8 protein-coding genes and 3 pseudogenes are annotated in these 14,544 nt (G+C 50.8%); all 11 read right to left on the bottom strand.

The genetic code is table 11. The annotated features are described in order from the left end of the window. Nucleotides 1-132 precede the first annotated feature (132 nt). The 11 genes and pseudogenes from ACQ86O_RS16510 to ACQ86O_RS16460 all read right to left on the bottom strand — a co-directional run bounded on the left by ACQ86O_RS16510 (nt 133) and on the right by ACQ86O_RS16460 (nt 14,506). On the bottom strand, nt 133-1,671 hold the full coding sequence (locus ACQ86O_RS16510) for a carbohydrate-binding protein CenC (RefSeq protein ID WP_431222009.1): 1,539 nt from the start codon (nt 1,669-1,671) through the stop codon (nt 133-135). Between the two features lie 349 nt (nt 1,672-2,020). Continuing rightward, a complete protein-coding gene (locus tag ACQ86O_RS16505; RefSeq protein WP_431222008.1) occupies nt 2,021-2,764 on the bottom strand; it encodes a glycosyltransferase family 2 protein in 744 nt (247 codons plus the stop codon). 7 nt (nt 2,765-2,771) lie between these two features. After that, a complete protein-coding gene (locus tag ACQ86O_RS16500; RefSeq protein ID WP_431222007.1) occupies nt 2,772-3,827 on the bottom strand; it encodes a glycosyltransferase family 4 protein in 1,056 nt (351 codons plus the stop codon). 1 nt (nt 3,828) lies between these two features. Continuing rightward, nucleotides 3,829-4,734, bottom strand: coding sequence for a glycosyltransferase family 2 protein (locus tag ACQ86O_RS16495; RefSeq protein WP_431222006.1), 906 nt, complete (start codon nt 4,732-4,734; stop codon nt 3,829-3,831). A gap of 103 nt (nt 4,735-4,837) precedes the next feature. Further along, nucleotides 4,838-5,875, bottom strand: coding sequence for a hypothetical protein (locus tag ACQ86O_RS16490; protein ID WP_431222005.1), 1,038 nt, complete (start codon nt 5,873-5,875; stop codon nt 4,838-4,840). A 6-nt stretch (nt 5,876-5,881) separates the two neighbouring features. Further along, entirely contained in the window at nt 5,882-6,730 is an 849-nt protein-coding gene (locus ACQ86O_RS16485; RefSeq protein ID WP_431222004.1) for an ATP-grasp fold amidoligase family protein, read from the bottom strand. Further along, a pseudogene (locus tag ACQ86O_RS16480) lies at nt 6,711-7,985 on the bottom strand (flippase); the annotation flags it as partial. The pseudogene ACQ86O_RS16480 and the gene ACQ86O_RS16485, both read right to left, overlap by 20 nt. Nucleotides 7,986-8,013: 28 nt before the next feature. Beyond that, nucleotides 8,014-10,184: pseudogene (locus tag ACQ86O_RS16475) on the bottom strand (polysaccharide biosynthesis tyrosine autokinase). Between the two features lie 280 nt (nt 10,185-10,464). Continuing rightward, nucleotides 10,465-11,427 carry an NAD-dependent epimerase/dehydratase family protein gene (locus ACQ86O_RS16470; protein WP_431222003.1) on the bottom strand — a complete coding sequence of 321 codons (963 nt, stop codon included), beginning with the start codon at nt 11,425-11,427 and terminating at the stop codon, nt 10,465-10,467. Between the two features lie 152 nt (nt 11,428-11,579). Beyond that, on the bottom strand, nt 11,580-12,500 hold the full coding sequence (locus ACQ86O_RS16465; RefSeq protein ID WP_431222002.1) for a winged helix-turn-helix domain-containing protein: 921 nt from the start codon (nt 12,498-12,500) through the stop codon (nt 11,580-11,582). Between the two features lie 609 nt (nt 12,501-13,109). Continuing rightward, nucleotides 13,110-14,506: pseudogene (locus tag ACQ86O_RS16460) on the bottom strand (NarK family nitrate/nitrite MFS transporter). Nucleotides 14,507-14,544 lie beyond the last annotated feature (38 nt).

Below are 14,544 nucleotides of genomic sequence, written 5' to 3'. Positions count from 1 at the left end.
GAATACCACCAAAGGGTAACGGCAAAAAAATGCTCTATTTAATTGAAATAAAAACAAAAAAATCATAATTAAATCCAAAAATCAGCCCTGCCGGGAAACAGGGGATATTTGGGGGTAGGCCAAGGTATCACATCAGTTAACAGCCTCGCGGCGGGAGGGTATCAAGGGTGAAAGGGGTAATGCTTGTGTTCCCAGCGCTGGCAATGTCAGTGGTATCTGCTGGCTGCCCTTAAATTGCCAACCGTCAGGCAGCGTCAGCACGATAGCCTGCGGGTGATAAAACGGATTGGCTACCAGCAAGATTGCACGTTGCCGATCGATGAAAACCCGTGCGGTAATGGCATCAAAACGGGTTGGCAATATCACGCTTTGTCCAGAGAGCAGATAAGGCTCCAGGCTGGCAATCTCCTGCGCCACGTTAGCGATCCCACGCCAGATATCATCAAACTCATTTTGCGAAAACCGGCCTGATTTCTTTTTATAAAACAGGTCGGTATAGGAGTAAAACAGCAGTCCTTGCGCCCCACCGATCAACGCCAGCCAAGCTTGATTTCGAACCTCCTGTTCAGAAGGTTGATGCGGTGCCCGGCGGCTGTCATAAGCGGCATGATCCATAATCTGAATCACGATCCAGCTCCCCTTCGCCCCTCGCGCAGCCTGCTTTGTCAATCTGCTGTAGTGAAACGTGCGAGTCAGATCGCGGTCAGTTCCGACCGGATAAGGGTCGGTTGCCAAAATATCTGAACTGTTGAAATACGCATTTAGATAACCCGTTTTATTCAAAACCTGTAAGGTCGGGTGGTGGCGATCCAACCGTTTTATCTGCAAATCCCGCGCCTCAATAACAGGTAAAAATTCTGGCCCCAGCTCATCGTTGATATACCATGCCAACAGGTTGGGTTGATCCTTTAATCTTTCCACGGTCCATTGCGCCAGCCTGGAGTATGGCTGCCTGGTTGGTGGCGCAAACTGGGTTCCTGCATACAGATCCTTCAGCGAAAAGATCACCTGCAATCCATGCTTGCGCGCCTGAGAAAAGAAACTGTAGGGATCTTTACCGCTGCCATAGTGATAGTTCAACAGCGTATTGAACCCCGCCATCGCGATCCGTGATAAGTGCTCATCGCTGGTCATATTGGCATAGAGACCCAGGGGGAAGAACCGCTGCCTGCCGCGCAAGATAAAACCTTGTTCATCAATGGCCACTTTGGCCGCCTCTTGCCCGATACTTACCGGTATTTCCCTACTCAGAGCGCGCCGGGTCGTGAGTTCAATTACCTGCTGACGCAACCGATACTCCCCTTTGGGCAGCCTGGCTGGCATAGGGAAGGCTACCTGCCGCTGTTGTTCAACCCGGTAATACTGCCGCGTGGTTTTCACCACCACGCCCTGATGAGTAAGCAAAGTGCTATCCAGTTGTACCTGCTGCGGTTGAGCGACGGTGATCTGGGCCACGGCCCTGCCGTTCCGGGCATCTTCCCACAGAAGCAGCTCAGGTTGTGACGGACGCACACAGGCATAGATATCGTCAAACCAGGCAGCGCCAGTGGTCCCTCTGCGCAGATAAACGCCCAACGTGACACGTGCCGCTTGCTGCGGCACGGTGTAAACCGCGCTAATCGGTTGCCATTCGCTGTTACCAACCACACCTGGCGGGTAACTTCCTTCCAAAAACGCCCCTGGCGATCAAAACTTTGCAGATAGACGCTGGCCCCCCGATCTTTGGCAAATCCCTGCAAATTGCGACCTTTTACCCAAGCACCAAAATCTATCGTTTGCCCAGGTTGGGCCCGTAACACCTGGCTGAACGTTCGGTAATACTTCGGATCATTATTCTGGTAATACAGACTGGCAGATCCGCTACGGGCTTCTTTTACTGGCGGCGTCCCACTCAAAGCCCAAGCTTCACCCCCCAATTCAAAACCAGGATCCACCACCAGGTTTAAGGGGCAGGTCTGTGCCTGTAACACGCCCGCGATCAATAAGCCGGCAGCCACCGCCAATTTGATCCTGAACATGTTCATTGCCTTTTCATCACGGCATTAAATAAATAATTGAATAAAAAATAACAGGATTTTTGGTAGGACAGCCCCAGGTCATCGCGGTAGATGCGCCATTGCCAGTCTGCCGCCTGGAGCTTGTTGCCAGAAAGCGACTGACCGGAGATGCGATAGAAAGCCAGGGGTTCGGGAATACAGTATGCCAGGCTGTTACGCGCATTCTGCAAGATGGCCAGCCACATGACGTAATCTTCATGGCCAACTTTTTTCTGATATACCTTGCCGGTACGGCGCTGGTTATAGATCCCGGTCAGATTACCAATCCAGTTGCTTTTCAGCATATCCTGATAGCCGATAATCTCTTCACCGCCCCGGTAGTTTTTCACCTGACGCGGGTCGTTTTCAAAGGTGTAGTAATGGGAGCACACCACGTCGTAACGCCCCGACTGCAATATCCCCACCTGGCGCGCCAGCTTGTTTTCATGCCATACATCATCACTGTCGCAAAAAGCCAGATAGTCGCCGCCGGCCGCCTCAATGCCAATATTGCGGGTTTCCGCCACGCCTTGGTTCTGCGGATTGCGGATGTAGGTTAATCGGGAGTGAATATAAGGCTTCACAATCTCCGCCGTATTATCGGTAGAAGCGTCGTCAATCACGTACAGGTGATAATCGTGATAACGCTGGTTCACCACCCCCAGGATCGATTGTTCTATCGATGCCGCCGCGTTGTAGGCGGGCATAATCACTGATACTTTTTCCATGTGAACCTCACTGTATTAACTGTATCCATTGGGGGTAAATCCGTTCAGGAGCGAAACGCCCGGCCTGTTCCAGCGAAACCTGGGAAAACCGTTGCCGCAAGGCCGGGTTGCCGATCAGGGCCAGGGTGCTACGGCAGAACTGCTGCCGATCGCCATCGGCGACCAAAAAACCGTTGCAGCCATCGTCAATCAGTTCCGCCGGGCCGGTCCGGCAGTCATAAGCCACCAGCGGCAGGCCAAAACTCATCGCTTCTATCAACACCATCGGCAATCCTTCATAGCGTGACGTCATCAGAAACAGTCCGGCGCGCCGATACCACTCCGCCACATCGGCCGTGGCAGGCACCAGTTGCACGCTGTCTGTAAGCCCGGCCTGCACGATTTGCTGTTGCAGCGCCCGGCGTTCGGGGCCATCCCCGACGATCGCCAACTGCCAGCCTGTTGCCTGCGTGGCGATCTGCTGCCACGCGGTTATCAGCCGGTCAAAACCTTTCTGGTGGCTCAGCCGTCCCACCGCCAACGCCAGGCGGTATTGCTGCCCAGTCTGCATAACCTGTGGCGCGAAGGGAGAAACGTTCTCTATTACCAGGCATTGATCTGGCGCTAGCCAACGAGCTATCGCATCACGATCTTGCCGGGTCAGCAGGATCACTCGATCGCTGAGGCGATAAACCGCCAGTTTCAGCCACCTCATCCAGCGTGAATATTGGTGAAAGCTGACGTGTTCGCTAAGTAGTAACCGGCTGTTGCGGCATAGCAGGCGCAGGTAAGGCACCATAATCACCGAAAGGCGCCCCATAGAAATCGGGATGATGGCGTCAAAACCGCCCCTTCGCAGTGCAACCGCCAGACGCCACGGCCACCCCCAGCGCCGCCCCCTTTGAAAACGCAGTTGCACAGCCCTGTCGAGCGGAAAAAACGCCTCTTCACCAGCGATGGAAAACAGAGTCACCTCATAGCCGGGCCAGCGGGAAAGCGCGTTGGCCAACCCACTGGCAACACGCTCGGTGCCGCCTTTCCCCGCCATATTTTCAATCACTATCGCTACCTTGCGATGTTGCATGTCACCTCCGAAAACCGTTGCGTGCAGTACGTAATAACCTGCCACCCAAAGGGAATAACCCCAGCCGGGCCATAAAGTCGCCATAGCGTTTGATGGCTTTAAATTTGCTACTGAGGGTGTGACGCACAATGCGCGATGAGTAATAGATAAAAGCCGATTGATTCTCGCTGTAGAGCGAGACCAGCAGGTGCTTGCAGGCAAAACCGCTGATATGCCGATCGCTGGGGCGTAAAAAAGCCTCGATAAATTGCTCGCTAGCCTCCAGATTGAGCTTGGTCGTCATACGCCCGCCACGGCCAATATCGAGGAAAACGCCACTGCCCGTATCGTAGGCCACATTAGCCCCCTGATTGGTGGCATTGACCAGGAAACCCCAGTCTTGATGCTTATAAAGAAACTCAGGGAACAGAAAGCGTCGCCCCCTTTTTTTACGTATGCTGATGGTTGAAGAACGGATATCCCCCATTTCCAGAAACAGAAAATCCTCCCCAGCCGAACCGTTTTTATAATTGAAGGCAAAATCGCGTACCGAATCGCCATAGACCTCGGCATAGTTGCCAAAAATAATATCAATGCTCTGATCTTCGTGGCGTTGCAGGCGGCGCATAATATAGTGGGTAGTAAAATAGTCATCGGAATCCAGAAAGAAGACAATCTCCGCCTCTGCCAGCCGTACTCCGATATTGCGTGACACTGCGGCATTACTTTTTTGCGTCTTTTCATGCAAAGTCAGTTGCCGGCAAGCGGCCACCAGTTGCCTGATCCTGGCAATATCCTGTTCAGCAGAGCAGTCATCCACCAGAATAACCTGATAATCAAAACCGCTACAGACGTGGAATATTCGCGCCAGATTCTTTTCCAGATAAGAAGCGCTGTTATAGATTGGAATAACAATTGAGAAATCCATTTCTTACCTCATTGCTTTAGTTGAAAAAAACTTTTCCCTTGATATAGCAATAACAGCGAAACATTAAAAACCGGCACCAGGAAGTAGGTTTCGGTAAGCGTGGTTAATAGAAATATAGCCACCACCCAACGCATAAATCGGCTAAGAAACGCCAGATTGCGCAGTAATTGGCAATAACAGAACAACAGCAGTAGTGAAACCAGAACCCCAGCTGAGTAAAATAAAGCGAAGTAAAAAAATCAATCGGCTTGTAGGCTTCGATATTTTGACCGAACAGTAAATTTGGCAGCCCTTGAACCTGGTACAGTTGCCAGGCAAACCAGATGCGGCCGGTCAATAACTGGTTGAGCAATTCATCCACTAGCGGGTTGGCTCCCCAGCGAACCACGCTTATAAATTGCATCCCGAGGATCATACATAGCAGCAGGGTACAGAGTTTCCTGCCGGGTGTGGCACGCAATAGCGGTGCCAGCCAAAAAAGAGCCAACAGTAGCAAAGCCAGTACCAGATAAGTCCGCGAATACGAGAAAATCAGTACGGGTAACAGAAGTATGGCGTAAGCCAAAGCAAGCGTATTCTTCACGCCCACCCCAAACGTCGTGCGATCCAGCAAACATAGCAACATGGCAAATAACGAGAACACGTAATAGGCCAACGTATTGGGATTATCAAACCCTAAAGTGAGTCGGTTACCATAGCGTTCGTCAAGATAGACAAAGCTTTCGGTATAAACAAAAAAAGGGACTGCCACCAACATCACTGCCAGAAAATAGGCCACGACAAATAGCCTTCCTCCACGGGTAAACCCAATGCGCCTGAACAGGATCAGCAATGCAATGCTGTAAAGCACGCCGAAAAGGTAGTCACCGTGGCCACTGGCTAAATTAAGCATGAACAACAATACCACCACGGCCAATACCACTTTCTCGCGCCATTTGGCGATCGCCAGGGCATAGCCGATATACAGCAGCAATACCCCATTGAAAACCATGACACACTGACTGATTAGCGCATTGTGAAATGCCCCGGAAGTCAGGAAAGTTTTACAGAAAAACAGCAGTAAAAAGGTAAAGACGATGGTCGGCATGGCTTGATTTTCTGCCGCGGGGTAAAGTATCTGCTGGGGGAGGTTCTTTTGCATAAGTGATTACTCAGTAAAATAACTGCCCCATTCCTGTTCGACATTTTTCGGCAACAGTAGCGTCAGCCCGGCCCCAGGCGTAAATGTCAGTTCACCGAAATACACCCGCCCCGCTACCTGATAAAAATCTACCCGTACATAGGGAAACAGGTTCGCCACTTTGTTCGCCAGCAGGGTCATCTCTTCAAGCTGGCTTGGGCGCTCGGCGGGTATTTCGGCATTGGGCAGCCCCAGACGGATCTCGGTGCGGTTCCAATCAAGGTCGAAAATATCGCGCCGATGGGCGGCGAAACGCTGGTAGTCCACCTGAACAAACATGCGGATCTCACCGTCGCGGTTAAAACAGTGGAATTTGATGTCATTGGGCACCGTACCGTTATCCAGCAACATACGTTCTGCCATGATGCAGGGTTCAATCCCCTGATAGTGTTTTTCGCGGCTCTGTTCATAGAAATTGCTCTGCAGCCAACCACATGAAAGGTCATAAAGCTCGGCATAGCCGATCTGGCGCTTATCAAACACCAGTTTGTTGTAGCCACTGCCATGATTGGCTTTCAGCACGAAGGACTGGGGTAGCTCATTGAAAATGTCGTAACTGAGCTCCTTGCCATAGGCATATAGCTCCACCAGATATTCCTCTCCCCACAGACCGGCGATAAACGCCCGCACCTTGTACTTGTCGGACAGCGTGGTGTAAATGCTGCGTGGATAGACCTTACGGCGCATAATTTTTTCGCTGAAACCGCAAGGATGCGCCAAATGGGGAACCTTCTTGAAAAACAGGGCGTATTTCACCTGATGATGCAGTGCATCAGGCAAGCGTTTGTAAATCCCCTTAATCAGCCTGTTTAACATGCACTCTCCTTAGCTTGCTGATAACACGTGGCAAACAGCTGAAACAGGTCAGTTGCAGCCGGATAATGTGGCCGCCACGAAAGAAACTGTTCAGAACAAAAAATGACAGGAATTCGGCCAGCAGGGTTGAAAACGCCGCCCCTTTCAGGCCATAACGCGGGATCAGCACCAGATTCATCAGCACATTCGCCAAGGCGACCAACGGCATTTTGATGGCAATGAAACGGTAACCGGCCATCAATACGATGCTGCGGTACGAAACCGTACCCAACACCGAAAACAGCGAGGTCAGCGTGCAGACTGCCAGAATATCGGCCGCATTGTGAAAGGCTGCGCCATACAGTAAATCGATGATCGGCCAGGCAAACCAGAGCGCCGCCAGCAACATCGGTAAAGCCAGCACCAACACCAGCAGATACAGCACCCGAATCCGATATTCCTGTTCCAGAACGGCCCGGCAACCGGCAATCCCCGGCATCAGAGAGGTGATAAGAGCCATTGGGACAAACACCCAGCCCTGGCTGAGGGTAGTGGCAGCGCTATACCAGCCAACCGCCCGGTCGTCCAACAGATTGCCGAGCATAATCTGGTCAATACGGGTGTAAATAACGATAGACAGGCTGGAGACCGCCAGCGGCAAGCCGACGTTAAGCAGATAGCGGCCATAGCGGCCAGCCATTCGCAGGGAAACGGCTGGCAGTGCTGAGTGTTCCCGCCGAAACAACCAGCGCCGTACCAGATAAGGGATGGCACTGCTGATAAGGTATGGCACGGCAAACCACACCAGCGGCAAAGATGCACTGACCAAGCCTAACCGGCAGAGAATCGACAGCAGCAGCGCCAGGTTATTGATCAGCGTATTGCGTTTCGACTGTAGCCGGGCGTCATAGTAAATCTTGTACACATCCTGGATGGAGAAATACGCGCTGGCTAACAGCATCAGCGTCATAAGCTGCGCGACCAATGGCTGGCTATAGGCATTCCAAGCCAATAAGGGCAACCCTACCAGCAGGAACAATTGGCGGCGCAGGCGCGCCGAAGCCAGCATCAGCCGGACGCCGCTCTCCGGCCTGCGGGCAATGCGATTAAAGAGTACGCTGTCCGCCCCCAATTGGACCAATGGCACCACAATGGCCAGCATGGCCAGCAGGTAATTGAGCGTGCCAAACTGTGCCGGCCCCAGGTAACGAGCGACGTAGATTGAAACAAAGATCCCCGACAGGCTGAGGGAAACCCGTTCCAGCATCAGCCAAAGCGCATTGGCGACGATGATCCTCATACCGCTACTGATCCTGTCGCGGTTCATGGTGGCTAGGGTAAGCAAAAGGATAATAGCCAGTATCATTGGTTTTTTCATTACACCATTGAGGATCACCCCGTTCACGGCGACCCCAGTCTGTTCGAAGCGCCGCAAACTGGCCTCGATCTGGCTAAGCGTGTTTACCGTAAAACGCACCACCATCAGCACCGTTCCGGCATGGAGGCCGATTACCGCCGCATCAGTCACCGCCAGCACCGGCGGAGTATCAATCAGCACCAGGTCGTAATGTTGCCCTACTCCAGCCAAAAAAACGCCCAGACGCTCTTGCATCAACAGTTCTGAGGGATTTGGCGGGATCTGGCCACGCGGGATAAAATCGAGGTTGCTGATATACGTAGGCTTGATGGCCTGTTCCAGTGAGATCTGGCCAACCAACAGGTCGGATAATCCCTCTTTGCTACTGCTGGCAAACCAACGATGCAAAAAGCCTTTACGCAAATCTCCATCGATCAGCAGCACCCGCTGGCCAGCCTGTGCCAGTACCGTGGCCAGGTTAATGCTGGTAAAGCTCTTGCCACTGGCCGGGCTGGCACCTGAAACCAACAGAATATTATTCTTTGCCGTGAGCATGGCGAAATGCAGGCTGGTACGCAGGCTGCGCATGGCCTCTACCGCCAAATCGCCGGACTGCTCCAAGGCCAGAATCGGTAAGGGTTCACCACTGTTTTTAATCAGTTGCTGTTGCTGTACACGGTTGCGTTTTTGCTGCCATGCCGATAACGGGACGGTGGCATACACGTTGATGCCGTGCTTTTCCAGCACCTCACTGCCCTGGATACCACGATGGAATGCAGCGCGTAACAAGACTCCCGCCACCGAAAATACGCCCCCCATCAGCACGGCCAGGATCACGATCAATGCTTTCTGCGGCTTGACCGGCTTGAGCGTCGTTTCTGCCGGATCGATGATGCGGATATTGCCTACGGTGCCTGCCTTGATGATGCTCACTTCCTGCTGCTTGTTCATCAGTTGCAGATAAATCTGCTGGTTCACCTGCACGTCTCGCGTCAGACGCAGGATCTCCTGTTGGGTTTTTGGCAACATCTGCACCTGCCGCCCAAGGCGAATTTTCTCTGCTTCCAGCGTGCCGCGCTTTTCCAGTAACGCCCGGTAAGCCGGGTGTTCGCGGGTATAAAGCTTGGAGATCTCCGCCTCTTTAAAGGTCAGTTCATTAAGCTGTGCCTCTAACTGCACCAGAGTATCCAGCACCGATTTAGCCTCCAGCGACAGATCGACCGAATCATTCTGCTGGCGAAACCGGTTCAGTTGATCTTCGGCGCTGTTCAGCCGGTCCTGTGTCTGCGGCAGTTGCTGGTGCAGAAATGCCAACGTGCGTTCGGCCTCTTCGGTCTTGCGATCGATGTTTTGCTGAAGATAATTTTCAGTGAGGTTGTGTAGCACCGCTTGCGCCAATTGAGGATCCTCACTTTCCAGCCGGAAGGTCATCATGCCGCTGTCCTTGCTGCTGGCAGCAACCTCCAGACTTTTACGCAGATCGTCTACCGCCGTCTGACGCGGCACTTTGACAAGGGTAAAGGTCGTGCCCGGTTCAGCCTGCAACGCACTGACCTGTATCCCCCATGCTCCCTGCTGTTCTGGCTGCCCGACAGTGCCGGTCAGCAAAACCTTTTCCCCCTGGTTCAGGCTGTATCGCCGCTGGCCTAACGCCTTCAGCTTCAGCTTTTCCCCCAGCATGGCAGCAGGCACCGTTAACGTGGCAATCACCAATTCCGCTGGGTTTTCTCCCCGCAGGCGCGCAATCCCTTTACCCACCAAGGGGAAATAATCGGCCTCAACTCGTACCACCAACCCAAGCGCATCCACCGATTTACCAATCACGGAACGCGATGTCACCAATGCCGTTTCATCTTGGGTGAGTGAGGCCTGGCCTATCGTGGTTACCAGCGTTTCTTGCAGCAAAGAACCATTGCCACCGGGTTGTTCTACCTGCACCAATGCGGTCGCCTGATAGACCGGCGGAGCCAGCAAGGCATAGCCTATGCCGAAGAGCGCGGCCAGCCCGGTCACCAGCACAATCCGCCAGCGGCTATCCCACAGCGGCCCAATCAGCCGTTCCCAATCCAGTTTTTCATCCTGATCGGCCAGCACTATCGGCATCACCGCATTTTTCATGGTTTCGTTTCCTTGAAGAGTCATGAAAGCCTCGTAAAATTGCAGGCCATCGGGCAACCGGCGTCCTGGTTAACCATCAAAGGTTATTGCCCGGCATAAGCCGTACTCTGACGGGGTACTCGTAGCGAGAGGGAATAAGCGAAAAGCAAAACAGGAACGCCAGCAGCAGGCCTTCCTGCCCAGCACGTATTGCCAGCGCCAAAATAAAGATCACACTCGGTTGGTATAACAGGGCTTCCCCAGCAAAAAGCACCTCCTCCTGGATATACAGGCCAAACGTTTAACGCGGATCAAATTCGTACTTCACCGTTTTTTCAATAGCCAAATTGAGATCGACCGGTGCCACAAAATTATGTTGTACATTGGATTTGAATTGGGTTCTGGCACAGAACTTTTGTATCCTGACTCGGCTAATCGGAAATTTACGGCGGCTTAACTTACTGGCGAGATCAAAAACAGCCGCCCCGCACATGCCTAATAAATAAGGAATGCGAATCGTCTTATTTTCCCGCCCCAGTGAGGCGGAGATGACTCCGATTAACTGGTTCATGGTAAAGTCGGGTTTATCGACATAATTGCTGACCTGGTAGTCAGCTTGCTGATCGAGTGCATATTCCAGGCGGGCGGCGATATTTTCAACATAGGCCATTGATTTCATATTATTGCCATTCCCCACCATCACGAAACGACCACTGGCAATCTGGTTGAACAGATTATAAACATTGCCCCGATTTTCTTCGCCAAATACCACCGTTGGGCGAATGATCGTCAATTTATTGCCACTACCGGTATTGCGCCAGGCCTCATAAACATACTCCGCTTCTAATTTTGATTTGCCGTAATGATTAAAGGGATCAAAATGGCCCTCCTCACCGGTTTCCTGATCCACAAAGCCATAAACCGCCACCGACGAAGTGAAAATAATCTGTTTGATGGCCAGTTCGCTGGCCACCATGCAGAGGTGACGTGCCCCTTCCACATTCACCTGGTAATAACGTGAGACAGGCTCAACGTTGTCCTGATGCTCAGCCGCCAGATTTATCACTACATCGTAACCCACAAGCGCCTGCCGCAGGCTTTCCGGCTGAGTTACATCGCCATATTGATAACACTGAGCAAATTGCCGGCTTTCTCTGATGTCGACAATTTTCAGAGTCAAATCGCCACGGGCACTCAGGCGCTTCGCCAGACGTGTGCCGATAAAACCTGAGCCACCGATAATAGCTACTTTACGTTTATCCATAATTTATCACTCAGTCAGTTTTCTGATATTCCCTACTTCAACTTCCGACATAAAACATGAACGGCAGAAGAGTAAACAGACTGAGCACTCCACCTTCATCTTTCAAATAACAAATAATGAAATCATATTATTCAGCAATGATGAAATTATGGTTAAAAGTGAAATCGCTCGGTTAACTCCTTATCGCTATTATAGACCCATTGAGAATAGGAGGTGCTGTCTGACTTCAGGATTTTTCCTTTATCGCTCCCGACTGGAGTCTCGTATTTCACACGGCTTTTAGGTGAATTTACCTTGGGGGAAGCACACTCGATGTGCATCTCCTTCGCGCTGCCTTCCCGATAAAGGCAAATCAACGTCTGTGGATTGGCACCAGGTGGGCTATTCAAGGTTAATGAGAGTACTAAACGAGGGGCATTTGGCAATCCATGCAGTGTGGTTGACTGGGTTCGGCTACCCAATACGTAAGACAAATGTGAAATAGCCAATAACATAACAAAGGCCGCCAGATATTTAATTATTCTGGCTAACGGGAGGGCCATCACTTTCTGGGTGTCACTTAACTTTGAGTTAATAAGTACCGTTTCTTTCGCAGCTGTCTGCCCTGGCAGGATCTCATCCCCTGGCGTTTTTCCTTCAGTATTGCTGTCAACATAGGCTTCATCGTTATTACCCTCACTTTCTTTTTCAGATAATTCCTCTTGAATATTATCTTGAAAGGTATCGATGCTTAATAATGCTTCATCAGGAATAAACTCATCCTCTTCAGCAATAAAGTGAAAAAAATCTTTGTTCTCTATCTTATAACCTAGGCGAGGAATTGTTCTAATAAGCGTATGTTCGGCATCACCAATTTTTTGGCGAATAGATTTAATAGTCTGATTGATCGTGGAATCCGAGCAATAAGTCCCTTTCCAAATATTTTCTATAATTTCTGAACGACTCACCAGCTCAGGCGATCTGGCAACAAGCAATGAAAGGACCTGATACTCCTTCCAACGCAGTCGAGATTTTTTCCTGGAAGGTATCAGGACATCCAGGTTCCTGATCCGTATTCCTCTTTCAACACTCACCTTTCAATTCCTTTATGATACAAGCCCATCCAGCCCTCTTTGTATAGAAATATGAAAGAATGTTCAAGGTATTAAACATAAACTCCAGCAATAGTAATTAATTTAGATTTTGCTTTCTTTAAAAATATCAATTTCATCTTTTACTTTGTTTGTTTTTTGACTGCTCGACACTAAGTATTTTCCATAATAAAAATAGAAACCCTTTAAATCCGGCCAAATAAAACCGACCAATTATCGTCATAAGATTTTGATATAAAAGAAAAAATATTGATTTATTTCACTTTTCACCTTCAGGTGAAATTATAAAATCCACTCATCTAAATCTGTTTTCCGCTAAATCCTATTGCCTATAGAGAAATTTGCAGCCAATCCCATAATACAGATTTATCTCATTTAATTACCCAGAAATCCTCAGGGAGAACTACGCGTAAAATTCAAAAATCCAAAATAGGGAAATGGCAAAAAAGTTATACTTGAGTGGATTAAAAATCGAAGGCAGGATAATTCTAATCTTTTGTCTATTAAATATCAGGTAGGAATAATAGAGACATAAGATGGGTTAATATGCTGAAAGGAGGCACTCTCCGCCAACAAGAGTGCCAGATTAACCTAGCGTGAAACGTTTTTACGACCGTAAACTCCCCAGGTCACCACAATACATACGATATAGAACACCAGGAAGATTTTCATTGCACCGGCGGGTGAACCGGTTAATGCCAACGAGGTACCAAATGCTTTGGGGATAAAGAAACCTCCCGCCGCACCTATTGCCGAGATAAAGCCCAATGCTGCAGCCGAATCCGTAACCGCTTCGCGTTGCGCCAGTTCATCGCTTCCGCCTTCGGCTTTGACTCTTTCCACCGTTATTTTACGAAATATCACGGCGATCATCTGAAAGGTCGAACCACTTCCCAACCCAGCAGTGAGGAACAGCACCATAAACACACTGTAGAAGGCAATAAACGAGCCAGAGTGATCGCTGCCGGGTAACGTCAGGAACAGTAATGCGGCAAAGATGGCCATTACGATAAAGTTCAGCAAGGTCACGCGGATGCCACCAAAACGATCGGAAAGCGCCCCCCAACCGGACGAGCCAGTGCCCCGAGGAACGGCCCGAAGAAAGCGTAATGTAAAATCACCACGTCCGGGAACTGGGTTTTTGACAGCATGGCGAAACCGGCAGAAAAACCGATAAATGAACCGAAGGTTGCCAGGTACAGCAGGCTCAACACCCATAGATGGCCCCGTTTGAGTACCGGCAGTTGTTGGCGCAACGAAGCTTTGGATGCGGCCAGATCGTTCATACCAAACCAGGCAGCCAGCGTAGCTACCAGCAGGAAAGGCACCCAGACCCAGGCGGCGTTTTCCAGCCACAGCTGGCTGCCATCTGGCTGCACATGACCAGTACCGCCGAAGAAGCCAAACATGGCAAAGGCAATCGCCAATGGTGCCACCAGTTGCATAACGCTGACACCCAGATTACCCAGGCCACCGTTCAGCCCCAACGCCCCGCCCTGTTTTGCTTTCGGGAAGAAGAAGCTGATGTTCGCCATGCTGGAGGCAAAATTGGCCCCGGCAAAGCCACACAGCAGCGCAATGATGATAAAAACATTAAACGAGGTTGACGGGTCCTGCACCGCATAACCTAACCACAGGCAGGGTACCAGCAGGAAGCAGGTACTGATTGCCGTCCAGCGACGGCCACCGAACATTGGGATCACAAAGGAGTAAGGCACGCGCAGAATAGCACCGGAAACGGAAGGTAATGCAGTCAGCAGGAACAACTGGTCGGTAGTGAAATTAAAACCCACCTTATTCAGATTGACCGCCACGGCGCTGAACAACATCCAGACGCAGAAAGCGAGTAACAGACAGGGAATAGAGATCCACAGATTACGGCGGGCGATACGATGCCCCCGTTGCTGCCAGAATTCGGTATTCTCAGGTTGCCAGTCCTGAATAACCGCGCCGGTCTTTTGTGATATTGGCGTTGCAGATTGCGACATAAAAACCTCAGGAATACAGTGATAACTCCGCACACCCT

This window comes from Serratia sp. L9 (assembly GCF_050632285.1).
In the GTDB taxonomy this organism is placed as follows: Bacteria; Pseudomonadota; Gammaproteobacteria; order Enterobacterales; family Enterobacteriaceae; genus Chania.
Note: the sequence above shows the minus strand (reverse complement) of the source record. Positions and strands in the feature narration are given on the sequence as shown.

Excerpts from the sequence above, each read along its gene's own strand:
- ACQ86O_RS16505 (WP_431222008.1), bottom strand. The coding sequence starts at position 2,764 with ATGGAAAAAGTATCAGTGATTATGCCCGCCTACAACGCGGCGGCATCG.
- ACQ86O_RS16500 (WP_431222007.1), bottom strand. The coding sequence starts at position 3,827 with ATGCAACATCGCAAGGTAGCGATAGTGATTGAAAATATGGCGGGGAAA.
- ACQ86O_RS16495 (WP_431222006.1), bottom strand. The coding sequence starts at position 4,734 with ATGGATTTCTCAATTGTTATTCCAATCTATAACAGCGCTTCTTATCTG.
- ACQ86O_RS16490 (WP_431222005.1), bottom strand. The coding sequence starts at position 5,875 with ATGCAAAAGAACCTCCCCCAGCAGATACTTTACCCCGCGGCAGAAAAT.
- ACQ86O_RS16485 (WP_431222004.1), bottom strand. The coding sequence starts at position 6,730 with ATGTTAAACAGGCTGATTAAGGGGATTTACAAACGCTTGCCTGATGCA.
- ACQ86O_RS16470 (WP_431222003.1), bottom strand. The coding sequence starts at position 11,427 with ATGGATAAACGTAAAGTAGCTATTATCGGTGGCTCAGGTTTTATCGGC.